Annotated in this window: 17 protein-coding genes and 1 pseudogene; 7 read left to right on the plus strand and 11 right to left on the minus strand. The window is 64.7% G+C overall.

Features of this window, described 5'->3' with window-relative positions; all coding sequences use genetic code 11:
• Window positions 1–20 precede the first annotated feature (20 nt).
• Window positions 21–1,475, plus strand: a complete 1,455-nt coding sequence (locus ACP69Z_RS05150) for an oligosaccharide flippase family protein (protein WP_426266460.1) — start codon at window positions 21–23, stop codon at window positions 1,473–1,475.
• 18 nt (window positions 1,476–1,493) lie between these two features.
• Here ACP69Z_RS05150 and ACP69Z_RS05155 read toward each other — a convergent pair whose 3' ends face one another.
• The 4 genes from ACP69Z_RS05155 to ACP69Z_RS05170 form a co-directional block, all read right to left on the minus strand.
• Window positions 1,494–2,540 (minus strand): cell wall hydrolase, encoded by a 1,047-nt coding sequence (locus tag ACP69Z_RS05155; protein ID WP_426266461.1) that lies wholly within the window; start codon window positions 2,538–2,540, stop codon window positions 1,494–1,496.
• 92 nt (window positions 2,541–2,632) lie between these two features.
• Entirely contained in the window at window positions 2,633–3,394 is a 762-nt protein-coding gene (locus ACP69Z_RS05160; protein ID WP_426266462.1) for a WecB/TagA/CpsF family glycosyltransferase, read from the minus strand.
• Entirely contained in the window at window positions 3,378–4,847 is a 1,470-nt protein-coding gene (locus tag ACP69Z_RS05165; protein ID WP_426266463.1) for an exopolysaccharide biosynthesis polyprenyl glycosylphosphotransferase, read from the minus strand. The genes ACP69Z_RS05160 and ACP69Z_RS05165 overlap by 17 nt, the downstream gene beginning before the upstream one ends.
• Before the next feature lie 26 nt (window positions 4,848–4,873).
• The gene (locus tag ACP69Z_RS05170; RefSeq protein ID WP_426266464.1) at window positions 4,874–6,274 is read right to left on the minus strand and encodes a tetratricopeptide repeat protein; all 1,401 of its coding nucleotides are present in this window, start codon (window positions 6,272–6,274) and stop codon (window positions 4,874–4,876) included.
• A 115-nt stretch (window positions 6,275–6,389) separates the two neighbouring features.
• On the opposite strand from ACP69Z_RS05170, the gene ACP69Z_RS05175 reads away from it, so the two are divergent.
• From ACP69Z_RS05175 to ACP69Z_RS05190, 4 genes are read left to right on the plus strand one after another with little or no spacing between them, the layout of a single operon-like run.
• Window positions 6,390–6,986: a polysaccharide biosynthesis/export family protein gene (locus ACP69Z_RS05175; RefSeq protein WP_426266465.1), complete on the plus strand. Its 597-nt coding sequence runs from the start codon at window positions 6,390–6,392 to the stop codon at window positions 6,984–6,986.
• On the plus strand, window positions 6,986–8,239 hold the full coding sequence (locus ACP69Z_RS05180; protein WP_426266466.1) for a hypothetical protein: 1,254 nt from the start codon (window positions 6,986–6,988) through the stop codon (window positions 8,237–8,239). Before ACP69Z_RS05175 ends, ACP69Z_RS05180 begins: the two co-directional genes overlap by 1 nt.
• The gene (locus tag ACP69Z_RS05185) at window positions 8,239–9,663 is read left to right on the plus strand and encodes a GumC family protein (RefSeq protein WP_426266467.1); all 1,425 of its coding nucleotides are present in this window, start codon (window positions 8,239–8,241) and stop codon (window positions 9,661–9,663) included. The genes ACP69Z_RS05180 and ACP69Z_RS05185 overlap by 1 nt, the downstream gene beginning before the upstream one ends.
• Window positions 9,656–10,462: a CpsD/CapB family tyrosine-protein kinase gene (locus ACP69Z_RS05190; RefSeq protein WP_426266468.1), complete on the plus strand. Its 807-nt coding sequence runs from the start codon at window positions 9,656–9,658 to the stop codon at window positions 10,460–10,462. The genes ACP69Z_RS05185 and ACP69Z_RS05190 overlap by 8 nt, the downstream gene beginning before the upstream one ends.
• A 59-nt stretch (window positions 10,463–10,521) precedes the next feature.
• Here ACP69Z_RS05190 and ACP69Z_RS05195 read toward each other — a convergent pair whose 3' ends face one another.
• Window positions 10,522–11,364 carry a SurA N-terminal domain-containing protein gene (locus ACP69Z_RS05195; RefSeq protein WP_426266469.1) on the minus strand — a complete coding sequence of 281 codons (843 nt, stop codon included), beginning with the start codon at window positions 11,362–11,364 and terminating at the stop codon, window positions 10,522–10,524.
• An 81-nt stretch (window positions 11,365–11,445) separates the two neighbouring features.
• Between ACP69Z_RS05195 and ACP69Z_RS05200 the strand changes: the two genes are divergently transcribed.
• Window positions 11,446–11,703, plus strand: a complete 258-nt coding sequence (locus tag ACP69Z_RS05200; RefSeq protein ID WP_426266470.1) for an XrtV sorting system accessory protein — start codon at window positions 11,446–11,448, stop codon at window positions 11,701–11,703.
• Here ACP69Z_RS05200 and epsI read toward each other — a convergent pair.
• Together epsI and xrtV are read right to left on the minus strand one after the other, a co-directional pair.
• Window positions 11,700–12,392: an exosortase-associated protein EpsI, V-type gene (epsI, locus tag ACP69Z_RS05205; RefSeq protein ID WP_426266471.1), complete on the minus strand. Its 693-nt coding sequence runs from the start codon at window positions 12,390–12,392 to the stop codon at window positions 11,700–11,702. The two genes, ACP69Z_RS05200 and epsI, sit on opposite strands and share 4 nt — an antisense overlap.
• Complete coding sequence (gene xrtV / locus ACP69Z_RS05210) at window positions 12,385–13,278, minus strand: exosortase V (protein ID WP_426266472.1); 894 nt, start codon at window positions 13,276–13,278, stop codon at window positions 12,385–12,387. The genes epsI and xrtV overlap by 8 nt, the downstream gene beginning before the upstream one ends.
• Before the next feature lie 120 nt (window positions 13,279–13,398).
• On the opposite strand from xrtV, the gene ACP69Z_RS05215 reads away from it, so the two are divergent.
• Window positions 13,399–14,607: a glycosyltransferase family 2 protein gene (locus tag ACP69Z_RS05215; RefSeq protein WP_426266473.1), complete on the plus strand. Its 1,209-nt coding sequence runs from the start codon at window positions 13,399–13,401 to the stop codon at window positions 14,605–14,607.
• A gap of 19 nt (window positions 14,608–14,626) precedes the next feature.
• Here ACP69Z_RS05215 and ACP69Z_RS05220 read toward each other — a convergent pair.
• The 4 genes and pseudogenes from ACP69Z_RS05220 to ACP69Z_RS05235 all read right to left on the minus strand — a co-directional run.
• Window positions 14,627–15,763 (minus strand): annotated as a pseudogene (locus tag ACP69Z_RS05220) (glycosyltransferase); the annotation flags it as partial.
• Between the two features lie 139 nt (window positions 15,764–15,902).
• A complete protein-coding gene (locus ACP69Z_RS05225) occupies window positions 15,903–16,445 on the minus strand; it encodes an FxDxF family PEP-CTERM protein (RefSeq protein ID WP_426266474.1) in 543 nt (180 codons plus the stop codon).
• A 210-nt stretch (window positions 16,446–16,655) separates the two neighbouring features.
• A complete protein-coding gene (locus ACP69Z_RS05230; RefSeq protein WP_426266475.1) occupies window positions 16,656–17,279 on the minus strand; it encodes a L,D-transpeptidase family protein in 624 nt (207 codons plus the stop codon).
• 11 nt (window positions 17,280–17,290) lie between these two features.
• A complete protein-coding gene (locus ACP69Z_RS05235; protein ID WP_426266476.1) occupies window positions 17,291–17,902 on the minus strand; it encodes a PEPxxWA-CTERM sorting domain-containing protein in 612 nt (203 codons plus the stop codon).
• Between the last annotated feature and the right edge of the window lie 52 nt (window positions 17,903–17,954).

Genomic DNA, 17,954 nt, shown 5'->3' on the forward strand with positions numbered 1-17,954 from the left:
TTCGGAGCGCAAGCACTGACATGTCGGTTCGTCGCTCGCTAATCTGGACCTACGGCGCACAGCTCTTCTCTTTCCTGATCGTCTTTGCATCCACCGTCGTGGTGGCTCGGCTTGTTACGCCTCGCGACTTCGGCATTTACGGCATGGCTGTGGCCGCAACGACGATCATCAATGTCTTCATGCAGCTTGGCCTTGCCAAGTACATCATGCGAGAAGAGACGGTCAGCCGCGATCTGTTGCGGTCGCTGTTCACCGTCAACTTGCTCATGACGCTGGTTTATTGCTGCGCCATCCTCATCGGTTCGGTGTTTTCGACCTACCTGTTCCAATCGCAGGAGGTCGGCCGCTTCCTGCTCGTTTTCGCGCTCTTTCCCTTGATTGCCATGTTCGAATTCATCCCCAGCGCCCTTGCCGCGCGCGAGATGCGGTTCGGTCTCATCTCGGCCATGGCAGTGGTTCGAGCTGTGGTTTTAGCCAGCTCCACCGTCGGCCTCGCTCTTCTGGGCCTGGAATATATGAGTTTCGCCTGGGCGCAGGTGCTGACCTTTGCTGTCACCGCAATCGGCTTCAACGCGGCCATCTGGCGCCCCGATGTCTGGCTTCTCCGGTTTTCTGACGTCAGAAGGATCGCACACTTCGGCTTACAGATGATCGGCATCAGCGGCATCTCGCAGATCAATGCGCGTTTGAGCGAAATGACCCTTGGCTCGATGCTCGGTCTGGGGGCGCTTGGCCTCTATACTCGGGCGGCAGGTCTTCCGGGGCAGATCAACGGCATCGTCTTCAGCGCCGGCAGCAACGTCATCTTCAGCCGCCTTTCGAGCGACCTGCGCGAGCGTGGCGAAATCCACAAGAACTACCTGCACTTCATGCGGCTGCTGCTCGGTCTGCTGTGGCCGATGATGATCGGCATCGCGATCCTGGCGCAGCCAATTATCGCCCTTCTCTACGGAGCAAAGTGGCAGGCGGCCGCCGCGCCGCTGTCCTTGCTGATGATCGCCACTGCTATCGCCGCCACCATCGGCTTGACTGCGGAAGTGTTCATCCTGCGTCACCGCACCAAGCAGCAGGTGCAGATCGAGGCGCTGCGCGCAATTTTTGGCTACGCAGCCTTTGCAGCTGCCACTACTGTCAGTCTGACGCTCGCCGCTGCAGCAAAAGTGGCGGAGGCGGTGTTCGCATTTCTACTTTACCGCAAGCCGATGACCGAGCTCGTTGGTGGGCCGTCCGGCGCGCTGCGCTCCGTCTATTTCGAGGCGCTGCTGATGACCGTCGCGGCGGTGCTGCCGGCGGGGCTGCTGATGGCGTGGTTCAACAATGCACCTGAAACACCGCTACCCTACATCGTGGCTGCAGTTGCGGCCGGTGTGCTGTGCTGGGCATTAATGCTGATCGCTCGTCGCCATCCGCTCTATCTCGAGCTGCTTCGCGTGCTCCGGCGCCCGACGGCTGGCGAAACCTCCTCGGCAACGTGACGAATTGCCCTGAGGCGCTCAGCATCCAGCTTTCTCCGCACCCACGCGCGTCACTGTGGAGCCGATAGCGCGCACTTGCTGGACGCCGCTGCCGCTGCAGCCATCGTTGGCTGCCACCTTGGGCTTGCCACTCTTCCCCGGCGCTGCCTCGCCGAGAATCAGTTGGCCGCGCGCAAGGTCGGCTTCGAGCGGGCTGGTGTCCTGCGGCTTCACCTGCTGCGCGGGGGCGAGGGCCTCGACGCGGTCTTCTTCGACCTTGATCTCGGGGGGGAGCTCGCTTGGCGCAGTGGCATTTTCGAGCGTGTCGAGGCTTTCGGCGATCACTTCGGCGGCAGGCAGCTGAACTGCCGGCTCGGAGCCCGCATAGCCTTGGCGGAAGGCGCTGCGCGACCCGCTTGCCCCACGGAAATTGTAAAAGATGTGGCGCCCGACCACGGCCACCTTGTCTAACGACGCGGCCCAGTAAGGCACGACGTAGTCGGCGTGGTAATGGGTCGCGTAACCCACCGGCGCGAAGATCCGGCCAGCCAGCGCTTCGCCTGCGATCTGCCTGGAGCGCTGCCACAGATAGGCGACCGGCGTGCGGGCAAGCGACCCATCACAGGTGAACGTGAACTGGCAGCCGGTCACCCGCTGGCTGCCCTGGTAGACGACGCCGCAGACGCTGTTCGGATAGCCGCCGTGACGCACCCGGTTGAGCACCACTTGCGCGACGGCTCGGCCACCGTCGACGCCTTCGGACGCGGCCTCATAGTAGATGGCTTGGGTCAGGCAGTCGATTGCGCGCAAGCGGCTGATCTCGTCGGCGCGCAGCTTGAACGGCGCAGCGGGGGTCGCCGCTACGGCCTCGACCGGCCGCTCGGCATTGAGCTTCTGCGCTTCTTCGGGGGTGAGCGGGCGATACAGGTCTGGTGGCGGAAGCTCAGGGATGGCGACCGCGCCGGGAACCGCGGGGTTGGCGCTGGTCTCGCTCGATCCGCCGGCAGGTCCCTGCTGGCTGCGGTACAGATATACGCCGCCGATTGCTGCCGCGGCCAGCAGCAGCAATCCCACAACGGCGGCCACGATCAACCGCGTGCGCCTGTGCGCTGCAAGGCGGCGAGAGGGTGCGCCCGGCAAGCTCAGATGCCGTGCGCCCGTGAGGGTGATGGTCTCGATCAACGTGCCTCGACGCCCCGGCGATGGCGGGCGGCGAGCAGGAAGATACGCGGCCCTTCCACCAGATAGCGGCGCCACATGCGCTTGGGATCAGAGGCGAGGCGGTGCATCCACTCGATGCTGAGCTTTTGCATCAGCTTGGGCGCGCGGCGCTGCCGCTCGGTGATGAAGTCGAGCGAGGCGCCGATGCAGAGCGCCATGCCGGTCGCTTGCGGGAAAGCCCGTACGGCTCCGGCAATCATCTCCTGCTGCGGCGAGCCGACGGCGATGAAGGTGAAGCGGGCATGCGCGTCGGCAATGAAGCGCGCGGCTTCCTCGCGTGCCGCGGCATTGCGGCGGAGGCCCATCGGCGGCTCATAATGGACGAGGTCTACACCGGGGTAGCGGCGTCCGAGGTCGGCGACCATGTCCCGGTCGCCGCCGATGATGGCGATGCGGTCGCCCGGCTTGATCACGCTTTGAAACAGGTTCGGCGTCAGGTCGCTTCCGGGCACTACCGGCAGCGACAGCCCACGCGCACGCGCCAGGTGGGCGATGATCCGGCTGTCGCAGAGGCTGAGGTCGGCCCCCTCGTAGAGCGGCGCGAGCTCGGCCGCCTGCGCGGCATCATCGAGCCGCACCACATGGTCGACGTTGGGCGTGACGACATAGCCATAGGGTGTCGCCGCGGTGACGGCGGACAGGCGCTTCAGCACCGTGTCCATCGTCAGCAGATCGAACCTTACCCCTACGAAAGGGACGCGCTCAGTAGGCATCGGCATCAAGGAACACGGCGCGAACGGTAAGGACCAGGATCCAAAGATCGAGCCACACCGACCATTGATTGATGTACTGCTGGTCGAGCTCGACCCGGCGCCTAGCTCGATCAAGCGTGCGGATCTCGCCCCGCAGGCCCTTCACCTGCGCAAGGCCGGTGATGCCCGGCTTGACCCGGTGGCGGCCGGCGTAGCCCTTCACCGCTTCTTGGTAGAACAAGTCGCCGACCCGCATGTGGGTGGCGTGAGGCCGCGGACCGACCATCGACATGTCGCCGCGCAGCACGTTCAGCAGCTGCGGCAACTCGTCAATGCTGAGCCGGCGCAGGATCTTGCCCACCGGCGTCACCCGCGGATCGGCCTTGGTGGTGGTCTGCAGGCCGACCAGGTCGGTTTGCTGGGCATACATGGAGCGGAACTTGAGGACGTGGATGACTTCGTTGTTGAAGCCCACGCGCGGCTGCACGAACAGCACCGGACCGGCGCTGGTCAGGCGGATCAGCAGGGCCGAGATCAGCATGATCGGCGAGACGACGATCAGCGCGAGCACCGCGAGGATCACATCCTCGGTCCGCTTCAGCATCCCGCTGACGTCACGCCACGGCCGCTGCCAGACGGTCAGCACTGGCAATGTCCCGATCAGGCGGACGCGGTAATCGGGCGCAAGGTCGATCGCCTGGTCGGGGATCAGTGAAATGTCGACACAGACCGAGTTCAGCCGCTCCATGATCTCATGCAAGCGTGCGGCCGGCAGGTTGCGGACGCTGATCAGCACCTGGTCGACCTCGCCGCGGCGGGCCATGGTCGCCAGATCGTCGCTGCCGCCGATGAAGCGCAGGCCGGGCACGTCCGGCAGCTTGGGCCGATCGTCCGCCACGCCGACGAAGTGGAGATGCGACAGGTCGCTCGCCGCAAGTACCTTCTGGATAGCGCCGATCGAGCCCGGATCAGCTCCGTAGAAGGCGATACGCTGGCCGATGACGCCGCGGTTCGCCATTCGGTCAAGCATGCGATGGAACGGCCAGCGCGACATCGCCAGGAACGTCACCGTGGCCGCGACGTAGAGCACGCTCAATCCGCGCGAGAAATTCTCCACCATGCCCGACAGGAACACCAGCGCCGTCGCGACCAGGCCGGCGAGCAGCGCGTCGAACACAGCGCTGTCGCCGCGCTCGTTCAGGGTGAAGAGATTCTGGAGGTAGCTGTCCTTGGACACTCGCAGCAGGATGAAGCTTCCAAGCATCGCCGTAACGGCGAAGAAGTGAACGGATGGCACCAGCGACTGGCCAAGCAGCCATTCGTATGTGAACAGCGCAACCGGCAGGGCGAGCAGGAAGCTCAGCATGTCACGCAGGAAGAGCAGCGGCCCGACGATGTTGGAGGTAAAGCGGGTCGTCGCAAGCGGCGGCGGCGAGGCAGGACGCGGAGGCGCAGCCGGCGACGGAGCGCTCTCTTCCAACAACATATCCTCGCTCGACGGGGCGATCACGCGAAACTCCGGGTCAACCGTTCGCTACGCTTATCGTAAAACTCTTGCGAAAGTCGCTCGGCAGCCTGTGGCCCGTCCGATTTTGCAACAAGTGGCATCAAAGCATCGAAAATTGCGCGATTATCGCTGACCTGGTGGAACCCGTCCCACAAGGTGCGTCGCATATTATCCGGGTCGCCGGCCGCAGCATAGATCCGCGCCAGTAGCAGTCGCGAGCTTGCCACTTCCTGGTCGGCGGCAACCAGCTTCTGCGCGTCTTCGATCGCCTGCTTGTGATTGCCCTTGCCGCTGCGCAGCAGCGCGCGTGCCCGAAGGGCCTCGCGATTGGTGCCGTCGATCTTCAGCACAGCGTCGAGCCGGGCCGAGCCTTCCTGCTCGCGGCCGGCCTGCACCAGCGCTGCGCCATAGAGGGCATTGGGGATGACGTTGGCCGCCTTGACCGGAAGGCTCGCTTCGCCCGACAGCAATTCCAGCACGCGTGCCGGCTGGGACGTTGAGGCGAGAAAGCGGGAGACTGCGATGCGCCGGCCGACATCGGCTGTTCTGGCCCAGGCGAACAGCCGCGGGGCGATCAGGTCCTGCTTGCCCGTCTCGAGCCAGGGCAGGAGCAGATTGTCGACATCCTCCTTAGCGACCCCGGCAAGCGTCGCCGTGGCTGCCGGTTCGACCTGCTGCGAGCGGAGCTCCGCCTCGACCAGCCGGACCCGTGCCGCCGCATCATTGGCTACATAGCCAAGGTAGAGCTGCAGCACGCTTGCGGCCTCGCGCCATTGCTCGCGCAATTCATAGATGCTGGCGAGGGCGCGTAGACTCTCCGCGTCGGACGGCTGCTGCTCGATCTGCCGGCGGAGCAGGCTCACCGCTTCATCCGCCTTGTCCTGCGCCATCAGGATGCGTGACTGGAGGACCTTGCCGCTGCCGTCGTAGGGAGAGATGGCGGCAAGGGCGGCGACCTGGCGCTCGGCTTCGGCGAAGTCGCCGCGGCGGAGGGCAACATAGCCGTTGGTCAGCGGCACCGCCGGATCGGAAGGGGCCACCAGCTCGAGCTGCTTGGCATTTTCTGCCGCAAGCTCGAGGTTGCCGGAGCGAAGCGCGAGCTGGGTCATCGCTGTCAGCACCTCGACATTGCCGCGGTCGAGTTCATGGGCGCGCTGAAAGGCGTCATAAGCGCCACTATAATCGGTGAGCTGCAGCGACACCTTGGCAAGCTCGATCCAGTAGGCCGCGTTGGAATCGTCGGCCGCGACCAGGGCGACAAGTGCGCGCCGCGCTTCGCGCAAGTCCCCGTTTACCGACGCTGCCTGATATTGCGCATAGGCAGCTTGAGCCTGCTCCTGCCGATTGTCGCAGGCGCCAAGGGTAACGATCAGGAGGGTAGGGAGCAGTAGGCTGCTCAACCTCTTCTTGTGGTTCATAAAGGGGTTCGACTAGACCTTTGAGCGGATTGTGACCAGAAGGGTCGAACGAGAACACCAAGTTGTCATCATATATCCCGTATAGAGCAGGAGTAACATGGCCCGCTTTAACATCTTCCTCGCCTTGCTGATCGCCACCGTGTTCGGCGGCCTCGGCACTGTGGCGAGTGCCCAGCAGGCTGCTCCGGCAGGGGTCGCATATCGAGTCAATCCTGGCGATGAACTGGACGTGCTGGTGTGGGGCGACGAACGCCTCCAGCGCAGCGTCCGGGTCCTCCCCGACGGCACCTTCGCGTTCCCGCTGGTCGGACAAGTGGTCGCCGCCGGGCGGCTGCCTTCCGAACTGGAGCGGATCATCACGGCCGGGCTCCAGCCGCAATATCGCGGGCAGGTGCCGCAGGTCACGGTGTCGGTGAAGAATCCCAGCGGCTTCCAATTCTCGGTGGTCGGCAAGGTCAGATCTCCCGGCACCTTCACCCCCGGCCGATACGTCAATGCGCTGGAAGCGCTGAGCATCGCCGGCGGCACCAACGAATTTGCCGATCTCGGGAATATTCGCATTATTCGTAAGTCTGGTGACAATCTGTTGACCATCCGTGTGCGAGTAGTGGACGCGCTACGGGGAAGCGGAGGGCGCTTGAACACGAACGACATACCGCAGATCTTGAGCGGCGACACGTTGGTGGTGCCGTGATGCGCTGCCCATCCCTGCTTCAAGCGCTGGCAGGTGCAAGCCTGCTTCCGCTGGCCGCCGTGGCGCCTGCGCAGGAGCAGGCATCGGGGCAGCCGGAAAGCCGGCCTGCCGAAACGTACCTCGACCTGCAGGCGGGGCTGGGCTTTTCCACCAACCCAGAACTACGGCTCAATGGCCGAAGCAGCGGCTTTGGTCGGATCTCTGCCTATGGCTTTCACGGCTGGAGCACCGAACGAAGTGCGTCCAGCGTCTCGGCCTATGTCGAGAACACGTCCTACTTCCGCCAGCTCGGCAACCGCCAGCTGCTAAGCCTCGAAGCGAACAACACGACGCAGGTCAGCGAAAAAGCCCGGGTCTTCGGCAACCTCGGGTTCAGTGCCGATTATGGCAATCAGCTCAGCTCGCGCTTCTTCAGTGCGCCGGGCTACACCATCCCGGCTGACCCGGTGATCCCCGAAACCTCGGTGATCGTGGTCAGTCCCGATCTTGTAGCGCTCTCCCAGCGTCAATATCGGGTATTCGGCCGCGGCGGAGCCAGCTTCGTCATCTCGCCGCGCGACAGCCTCAACGTATCGATCGGTGCGCAGCGTGCCTGGTTCAAGGGCGGCGCCACTGTCGGCAGCGACCTCCTCGACTATAATCTTTACGACACGTCGGTGGCCTGGCGCCGTCAGGTCAACGAGCGCCTGTCCGCGGGCGTGAGATTTAGCGGTAGCAGGTCCGACTACACGCAAGGGCGTGCGATCACCTCCTACGGTCCGCAGCTTACCGCCGATCTCCAGCTGGACGAGCAAACCCAGCTTGGCGGCGCCATCGGCTTTGTCCGCACCGAGCGCAATTATGGCGCGCCGGGCATAGACCGGACCTCGACCGATCTTGCGTTCGACGCCTCCATCTGCCGCGACCTTGAATATGAGCGTTTTTGCGGCCGTGTGGCGCGGCGCACGCAAAGTGCTGCCATTGGCACCGCGCCGACCACCTCCAGTCTCGTCGCCGACTATTCGCGCCGACTCAGCGCCCGGGACCAGGTCCAGGCGTCGGTCTCGTTTGTGACGACTGAAGGTGTGGCCGAGTTCGAAACCGGACGGCAGAACTTCTATTCGGTAGCCGGCTCCTTCGACCGCAAGATCAGCCCGCGCCTGTCGGCCGGCGTCAACCTTGCGGCGCGCAGATACACCTTTGCTGGTCCCGATCCCAAGACCGACATCGGCGGATCCCTGTTTATCCGTAATCGCTTTGGAAGTGTTCGCTGATGGAAGATGTCGAAACGGGCCAGGGCGGCAGCGGTATTGGGTGGTTCTTCAACCACCTGCCGACCATCCTGTGGCAGCGTCGCAATTGGATTATCTGGCCATTCGTCGCGATCACCATTGCGGCGACGGTCGCGGCCTTCGCCTTGCCCACCCTGTACCGCTCGACGGCCAGCTTGCTGGTTCAGTCGCAGGACTTGCCTTCGACCGTGGTCCAGGCCCCGATTGCCGGCGATATCGAGCAGCGCATCGCCCGCATCCGCGAGCGGGTGCTGAGCCGCGGCGACCTCATCCGGCTGATCGAGCAGAACAACCTGTACGCGGACGAACGCCAATCGAAGCCCTTGTCCAAGATCGTCGACAAGATGCGCAAGGCGACGACGGTCGGCGCGCAGACCAATGATCTTGGCGGCGGGGCCGCTGGCGGCTCCGACACGATCGCGATCGACATCAGCTTCGATTATCCCAATCCTGGCCAGGCGCAGGAAGTGCTGCAAAGCTACGTCAATGACTTCCTGTCGCAGGACAATGAGGACGTGTCGGAGCAGGCGCGGCTCAGCGTCCGCTTCCTTGAGGACCAGGCCAATCGTCTTCGCGGCCAGATCAGCACGCTCGAGAACCAGCTGACCACGCTCAAGGCGCGCAACGGCGCGGCATTGGCGACGACTGCTCCGCCGATGCTGGATCTTGGCAGCTACTCGAGCCAGATCGCCAGCCTGGAAAGCCAGAACCGCGAACTGCTGGCGCAGATCAACCGCGTTCCCAAGAAGGACCCGGCGGTGGCGCAAGCCGAAGCAACGCTTGCCGCGGCGCAGTCGCTCTACAACGACAACCACCCCGATGTCCTCGCTGCGCGCGAGCGGCTGAGGGCGGTGCAGCAGATGGCGCGCACCAATCCGCAGCAGGATGAAAGCGCCCTTTTGCGCAGCCAGATCGCCGCCAACAATCAGGCGATCGCCTCCTTGCAGGGTGCCCGCTACGCGGCCATGGCGCGGACGCAGTCGGCGCTCGCAGGTTCGGCCCGGGCTCCTGCGATCATGGAACAGGCCATGCAGCTGGAGAACCAGGCGACCGGCCTGCGCGAACAATATCGCAAGGTCGCCGACGATCTGCTCCAGGCGCAGAACGGCGCTCGCCTCGCCAACGAACAGCGCGCCGAGCGGCTGTCGCTGGTCGAACCGCCCAACCTTCCCGACACCCCTTACTCGCCCAACCGTCCACTGCTGATTGCGGGGGGTGCGATCTTCGGCCTGATCGTCGGCTTCCTGCTCGCCTTTGCGGTGGAGTTCCTCCGCCGTCCGCTGCGCAGCCCGTCGCAGATCGAAGGCCTTGGCCTGCCGGTCCTCGGTGTGGTGCCGCTCCTCGGGGCCAAGCGGAAGCGCTCGCGCTTCGCCTTCTTCCGGAAAAAGAGTCCTCGCTTTGCATAGCCCGATCAACCAGCTTCCCGGCGATGCCGCGGACCGTCACCCGGCGCCCGACCAGATCGTCGCCGACGCTCTCGACAGGCCGGAGCCGGTCGGCTGGAGCCCGGAGCGGGCGTTGGCGGGCGGCATCTACGGCTTCAACAGCATCGATCCGCGCTCGCGCAGCTTCAACCTGGTGCGCGGCCGCATCCTCGAGCTGAAGCGCAGCCACAACATGCGGCTGGTTGGCGTGGTGTCGGCGACGCCCAATGTCGGCAAATCGTTCGTTGCTGCGAACATCAGCGCCAGCCTTAGCCGCGACCCGCAGCTGCGCACCTTTGCGGTCGACCTCGACCTTCGTCGAGGGTCGCTTAGCGCGCAGTTCGGCATCGTGCCGGACAACGGGCTGAACGAATATCTCGGTAATGGCGGCCGGTTCGAGACCTACGTACTCGACGGCGAAGCGCTGACCGTGATCCCGACCCGGGGCGGCATGGTCCACTCGGCGGAGCTTCTCGCTTCGTCGCGTGCCCGCGGCATGTTCCAGGCAATGCGCCGGAGCAATCCCGACAATTTCTTCATCTGTGACTTGCCGCCGGTCTTCGCCAACGACGATGCGGTGGCGACCATGGCGTATCTGGACGCCTACGTCCTGGTATCCGAAGAAGGCACCACCACCGAGCGCGAGATCAAGGATTCGGTGGAGACGCTGGGCCGCGGCAAGCTGGCCGGCGTGGTGCTCAACAAGTTCAAGGGCGGCGTGCTCAGCGACGGTTACGGCGTCGAGAGCTATTATGCCGTGGGCTACGGCGAACAGGCCTGAGAAAGCGGGGCGGACGATCTGGCCGCCCGCGCCGTTGGGCTTTCGCTTAGACTAATCGCTTACTGCTTGGCCGGAACAGCTGGCGCGGCGCCCGGCGGCGGCGCGAACCCTTCCTTATACTCGATCTTGGCCGAAGCCTTGAGTTCCTTCAGCCGCTGCTGCAGCGCATTGGTGCTATTGAGGCGGCGAATGGCGTTCACGGCCTCGGTCCGCGCCTGCGGTCCGCTGAGCGGTGCCGGCTCACGGGAGACGATCGAGCTGGCGACCGACTTGGCGCCCGCCGGGACGATGAACGGCTCGCCGCCCTGCAAACGTGCAAGCTGCGGATAAAGCTCGGCCGGAATGGCGCTGGTCACCAGCTGGTTGGACGCGCGCTGGAACGGAATGCGCGCTGCCGACAGCACGCTGGCAAGTTCGGCGAGCGTCTTGGTGGCAGCGATGCGGGCGGTGATCGCCTTGTCCTGCGGCGTGTCATACTGCAGCTGATCGAGCTTCCACACTTCCCGGTTGGCAAAGGCTTGCGGCTGCTTGGCCTGGAAGGCTGCAATTTCTGCATCGCTGGGAAGCTTGCTGGTGTCCATCGAACGGCTCGCCAGCATGCCGATCAGCAGCTCCTCATTCATCCGCCGCTGACGGGCGATGAATTCGGGCGATTTGTCGATCCCGTCCTTGCGCGCCTGCTCGGCAAGGATGCGGCGTTCGATCAGGCCCTGAAGGACGCGATTGGTGATCGCCTTCTTGTCCGCCGTGTCGGGGGTATTGGCGTTCGCCAGCTCGGCGTTCAGCTCCGAAGCGGTGATTTCCTCGTTGTTGACGACAGCTACGGTCTGCCCCTCCGCCTTCTTCTGGCAAGCCGTGAGAGTAGCAAGAAGAGCAAGGGCGACCAGAGAGCGTTTCTGCATGAAGAATAACCTCGAATACTGCTGTTTCTGGAGGCTAGCATAGATGCTAGGAGGAAGCCAGACAGGCGGAGGAGCTGCTGGATGGAAACGCCCTATGACTGGATTACAGTTGGCATCTTTGCCGGCCTGATCGTTCTTTTCATGCAACGCTCCACCAGCGACACCACCGACGATGTCGACGATCCCTTGTGGATGTATCTTGCTGCGGGCGCCGGCTGCGCGGTTGCCAATTACATCGGCAATGAAGGTCAGCACGTGCTTGCGATCATCGCCATCGTGGCGACGCTCGCATTCGTTTTCCACTTCCTGAAACCATTCCGCTGGCCGCGGGCGGACTAGCTTCCAGCGACCAGGACGTTCCGGCTCGCGCCCAACCCCACCACCAATTGCTCGGCAAAGTCGGCGAGACGCGCCATGGCGGCGTCGCGATTGGGGTCGATGGTGGACACCCGGGTCAACACGGCGTCGGGAATGATCCCCTCAAGGTTGTCCATCGCCACTGCCATGCGCTGCTGCGCCCAGGTCAGCGGCATCCTGGTCCCGACCCGGGTCCAGTAAACGATCTGCTCGGGCCGGCCGGGCAGTGTCGCCGTCAGGCTGTTGACCGTCAGGCGTTCGTTGCCGGCTGGCAGCGGAACGGGAGTGATGGGCGATAGCGCGAAGCCGCCGGCGGGATAGCAATATTCCGGGCGGTGGATCTGCAGAAAGCCGCTCTCGCCCGCGCTTTGCGCGACCAGCAGCATGATCGGCGGGTCGTCGCCACGCGTGTAGACGCGTGTCAGTAACTGCGAATAAAGCGCCGCCGACAGTGCATCCTCGGTCGGAACGACGAGCCCGCTGTTGGTGAAGAACTCCCACGATCCGATCTGCTGCGGGATGATGTTCTCAAGCTTTCGCTTGCCGAGGAAGTCGACCGATTGTGTCGGCTTGCGGGCCCAGGCAACCGCCGACCCGGCAGCAAACATCCCGCCGATCAGAAAGCGGCGGCGGCCGACACCGGTCACCGGCGAAGCTGGTGCTTCAGCCATTCGCACGCTCCGCGATCGGACCGCGCGGGCGGCGGCGGCGAGTGATCACCGCTTCGATCGCCATCAGCGTGGCCAAGGCAGCGGCAAAGGTGAGGATGCCGGCAAAATCGTGCAGGAAGCCCTGCGCGGTCGCCTCGCCAGCATAGTAAGTGATCAGGATCAGGATCAGCACTCGGATGAAGTTCGCCAGCACGGCGATGGGAACGACCAGTAGCGCCATGCCAATGAACAGCGCCTTGTCGTCCTTGTTCTTGAGATAGACGTAGAACATGCAGATCGCCGACAAGGTGAGCAGTGAATTCAGCCCCGAACAGGCCGCCGCCACCAGCAGCTCGAATTGCGCGATCTGGATCATCACGCCCGAACTGCCGATCGGATAGCCGAGCGCGTACAGGAATTTCACCGCAGCGCTGGAGATGGCGATCTTCACCGGCTGGGTCAGCACCGCGACCACCTGGTCGGGAGGGGGCAGCGCGAAAGCGAGATACAGGATCGGGAACCAGCAAGCCCGCAGCACCCGTGCACCGACCAGCAGATAAGCGCCGGCGACCAGCGCCGCATACATGAAGAAGACCTGCAGTTCGAGGATGCCCGTGATGCCGGCAACGACGTAGAGCGGCATCAGGATCGCCAGTGCGGCGAAACCAAGCAGGCGATTGCCCGGCACGGCGAGGTGCCGCACCTGCTGGTATTCGCGGTGCAGCAGCCACAGACCGGTGGCGAGGACGATCGGCCCATGTCCGCCTTGTTCGGTCGTCCAGTTGAGCCGCGCCACCTCGATCATCGGCGGCAGCACGAACAGCAGAAAGCCCGCAATCAGGACAAGGTGGGAGAGCTGCCAACCGGCCAGCCACGACGCCTTTCCTTGTTGCCTTACCAGAAGCACTGACTACCCGCTTTCAATCGCGTTGGCAGGAGAACCAAATTGATCCAAGACGCTAGTCTGAAGCAGGACTGATGGCAATCGCCGCCACAAGGGCCCTGCAGGTGGAGAACGCTTGGTCGCATGGTCACCATTATCGTCCTGATCGTCCTCGCGCCCTTGCTCGTCATCAATCTGTTCTTCGTCGCCGAAGTCGCAGCTGGCCTGCCCCGCAGCCGGGCCCGGCACTGGCCGGCGGCGCAAGGGCGAACCACCATCATCATCCCCGCGCACGATGAAGAACAGGTTATCGGCCGCACGCTGGCCGGTCTGAAAGCGGCTGCCGGAGCCGGTTTCGACATTCTGGTCGTTGCCGACAATTGCAACGACCGGACTGCCGACGTAGCCCGCGTGGCCGGCGTCAACGTGGTCGAGCGGCACGACACAAGCCGGCGCGGCAAAGGCTTCGCCCTTGCTCATGCGCGAGATTACCTCAGCGCCGATCCACCCGCCCGCGTTGTCGTGCTGGATGCCGATTGCCGCAGCGATGCCAGGAGCCTCGCTGCCCTCGCCGGAGCCTGCCAGGCGATTGACGCCCCGGCACAGGCGATTAACCTTCTCGAGCCTGCTCCGGCCGCCGGGCCGCTGGTGCAGGTCTCCAGCTTCGCGTTCCTGATGAAGAACCTGGTCCGCCAGCGCGGATTGCAGCGGCTGGCGGGAAGCGTGCACCTGACCGGCACCGGCATGTGCCTGCCCTGGGCGCTGTTCGCCGACGCCGACCTCGCCACCGCGAGCATCGTAGAGGACGTTCGCCTCGGCCTCGAGCTTGCTCGGAAGGGCAGGCACCCGCGCCTGATCGGCGAGGCGGTGGTATGGTCGCCCCATGCCGACCAGTCGCAGACGTTGGGCCAGCGCAGCCGGTGGGAAGGTGGCTATCTCGCCCTGGCGCGCGCAACGGCGCCCGGATTGCTCCGCGACGGGATGATGCGCGTGTCCCCGCGTACCCTGCTTGCCGGCCTCGACCTCACCGTCCCGCCCCTAGCGCTACTGGTGCTGCTGACCGGCACGGCCTTTCTGCTCACCGTAATGCTGGCCGCTAGCGGGTTATCATCCTGGCTTCCGGCTGCGCTGCTCGGCGGCGTCGGCGTCGCTGCCGGGCTGGTCCTCCTGCTCGCCTGGTGGCGCGAAGGCCGGGCCTTCCTCAGCCCTGCAGCATTGGTTCGGCTGCCGCTGTATCCGCTGTGGAAGATCCCCATGTATCTGAAACTGGCGCGATCGGGGGCGCCGAAAAGCTGGAATCGGACCGAGCGGCCTGGTCAAACAGGCGGAGAAGGCGCGCCGCCGACTGCCTGATATCGAATTCGGCGGCGATGGTTTCCTTGCCCGCGCTGCCGAACCGCTGCCTCAACGTATCGTCGGCGGTCAGCGCGGCGATCTTGTCGGCGAGCTCAGGCCAGTCGGACGGAGTGAAGAGGAGGCCGTTCTCCCCATCGCGGACGAGTTCGGGGATACCGGCGACCCGCGTTGCGATCACCGGCTTGCCGAGCGCCATCGCCTCCATGAGCACGATCGGCAGGCCCTCCATGAAGCTCGGAAGAACCAGCGCATCGCTGTCCGCGATGGCCGCAAGGGTCTCGGCTTCCGGCAAGCGGCCGAGGAAAGTGACAACTTCTCCCAGCCCGAGCCGCGCTACCATGATGTCGAGCTCGGCGCGGAGCGGCCCGTCGCCGACGATGGCGAGGTCAGGGCGCTGCGTGGGGGCAAGCATGGCAAGCGCCTCGAGCAGTCCGGCGATGCCCTTCTCCGCCGACAGCCGCCCAACCAGGATCAAGCGCGTCCGCGCTCCGGCGCCCTGCTGCACCTGCGGCAGCTGATCGAGCTCGAGTCCGCAGCGGACCACGCTCAGCTTGTTCCACTTGTGGGAATCGACCAGCCGGTAGGCCTGCGCCCGCCCGAAATAGGAGACGCAGGCGACGAAGTTCGCCGCTGCGATCTTGTCGCCGAGGAGCAAGCCGGCGGGATAATCGAACTCGGAGATGCCGTGGATGGTGAAGCTCCAGCGGATGCCCGCCTGGCGGCTCGCCAGCAGGCCGACGGTGGCGCCGCTGTTCGCAAAATGATTGTGAAGATGCTCGATGCCGCGGCGGCGAAGTTCGGCGGCGAGCAGGATCGCTTCGGCGAAATGTGCGAGGGAGAGGAGAGCCGGCTTCAATCCTGGGGCGCGGTGGCGCAGCGCAAGGAGGAACGTGCGAAGGTAGCGTTCCGGCCGCCGCAGCAGCTCGCCGAGGTGAGCGCGGGCGAAGGCTGCTGGCGATTGCCGGAGCAGCGTGAAGGTCTGCGCTGCCTCCTGCTGATCGGTCGCGCTTTTGAGCTCGGCTGTGCCGGGCGCCCGCACACTGAAGGTCTGCAGATCCAGGCCGGCAGCGCGCAATGCGCTCACCTCGCGGCGGATGAAGGTATGCGACGTGGCCGGATATTGGCTGGTCAGATAAGCGATGCGCAGGGTCATCTGAGGGTAGTGGCCACAGGCACGGCTGGACTTCAAGCCGGGAGTGCCGGCCGGAGCAGATGCGTCCCAGAGCAGACCATGGAAAAAGGGCCCGGCAGGGAGGCCGGACCCTTTTTCGTTAGTCGTGTGTCAGAACTGCTTAGGCAGCCTGGAACAGGTGAGCCGTCGCGCTGCGGCGGCGACGCATGGAGAAGCCCACCGCGCCGAAGCCGAGGAGCATCAGGGCCCAGGTGCCGGGCTCCGGAACCGCAGCTGCGGCCGAGAACGACAGGTTGCCCGAGAACGAAGCGTTTCCGCCCGTGGTGCCCGTCACGACCAGGTTGTTGGTGCCGCCAGCGGCAAGCGCCTGGTTCAGCAGGTTGCGGAACTCCTGCGTGCCGGTCGACAGAGTGTTAAACACCACGCCGTTCAGGGTCACCGACGAGAAGTCGATGTTGGTCAGCGGATTGGTGGTCGCGACCGACGAAATGTCGATGCTGGCGAGGTTGAAGCCAGTCGGGGTGGTGAAGGTGAACGTGCGGGTGAAGTTGCAGTTCGTGCCCCCGCCAGTGCAAACGACTTCGTCATCGCCGAAGGTGCCGCTTGGGCCAGTGATGGTGAGATACTGGGCTGCTTGCGCCGAGGTGGCGGGCAGGGCGGTAGCGGCAATCGCGAGCGCGACACCGAGTTTCAATGACTTCATGAGCAGTCCCCTAACTAACGATGGAAAATCGGTAGAAAGCTGCTTCCACCGCGGGTTCGTTAACGGTGCGGTAACCTTTTAAGTTCCTGCTGAATCCGCAGCGCTGAATGAAAGTTGCATCAACTCGCCGCTGATAGTGCACGTCCTGTCCCCCAAAGGCGAATAATGTGCCGAAGTGGAACAGATTAGCCACAACCTTGGACCGGTTTGTCAGGCCTGAGAAGTTGTCCTGACGATGGTAACGACGTCGCCGGTACGGGATTGTTCGAACAACAACCGCGCGAATTCAGTTGGCACGCCGACGCAGCCATGCGTTGCGGCCCCCAGGCGTACGTCGCTGCCGTGGATGGCGACCCCGTCGCCGGTCAGGCGCAGGGTGAACGGCATGGGTGCGTCATACAGGCTGGAGCGATGATCACGCCCTTTCCACAGGATGGGAAAGCTGCCGAGTGGCGTTTCCTTGCTGTCGGCACCGTATAGCGCGACCGCCGTGCCGATCTCGTGGCCGCCGCGGAACACGCTCATTAACTGGGTGCGCAGGTCGACCCGAATAGTGATCGGACCGGCCGGCACGCCATCCTCGTTCCAGGTGAAGTCGCCATACTGCATCTGCCGGTCGACCCGTAGAAGGGATCGGGGAACCTGGCGGAAACCGCCTTCGGCCGATGCCTGCCGCTGCTGGGCAGGGGTGAGATACAGCCGCGTGTCGGTGTCCTGCGGAATAAAGGCGTGGCTAACGGCAGCGGGCGCGGAACGCGACTGGCCTTGGCCGAACTGAGCGGCGAACAACCCACCCGTTGCCGCTGCGACCAGCGTCAAGGCGATCCACTTCACGGCGTCGACCTTCAGGCTGCAGCAGCGAGCCGGGCACGGCGACGGCGCGGCATGGCCGAGCCGATCATCGCAAAGCCGAGCAGCATCATCGCCCAGGTCCCGGGTTCGGGCACCGCGCTGGTAACCGGCGCCGGCGGCGGCACTTCGCTCGTCGGCGGTGCGCTTCCGCCGGGCGGCGGCGAGACGAAGCCGCCGCCAATCACTTCCGAGCCAAAGCCCAGGGGCGCGCTGGCCGTGAGGCTCGCGGGAGCGATGATGTCAGCGGCGGTCGGCGGCGGCACGATCGGCGGCACCACTTCGACCGGCAGGACGGGCGGAACCGGATTGATGATCCGCGCCAGCTCTTCCATCGGCGGGGTGGGCGGCTGCGGCTTGACCGGCCTGCGCTTGCGCGGCGCGGAAGCGAGGCGGCGCTTGGTCTGGGTCAGCGCGCCCTCGGCGCGTTCACCCGGTGAGCGGGCATCGAGCATCGCCATCAACCGTTCGGCCGTTTGCACGCCAGGCATGACAAGATCCGTGTTGCCGGCAAACGACATCACCGCCAAGGGCGCCGACGCGACGCCGGCCAGGCAGGCGAAACCAGCAATTGCCAGTCGACGCTTGTAGGCTCGGGAACCGGACACGAATCATCTCCGCACGATCGTTTCAAGGCGACAACGGTTAAACTGTTGTTAA

Source organism: Sphingomonas sp. LHG3443-2 (genome assembly GCF_049896405.1).
Taxonomy (GTDB): Bacteria; Pseudomonadota; Alphaproteobacteria; order Sphingomonadales; family Sphingomonadaceae; genus Sphingomicrobium.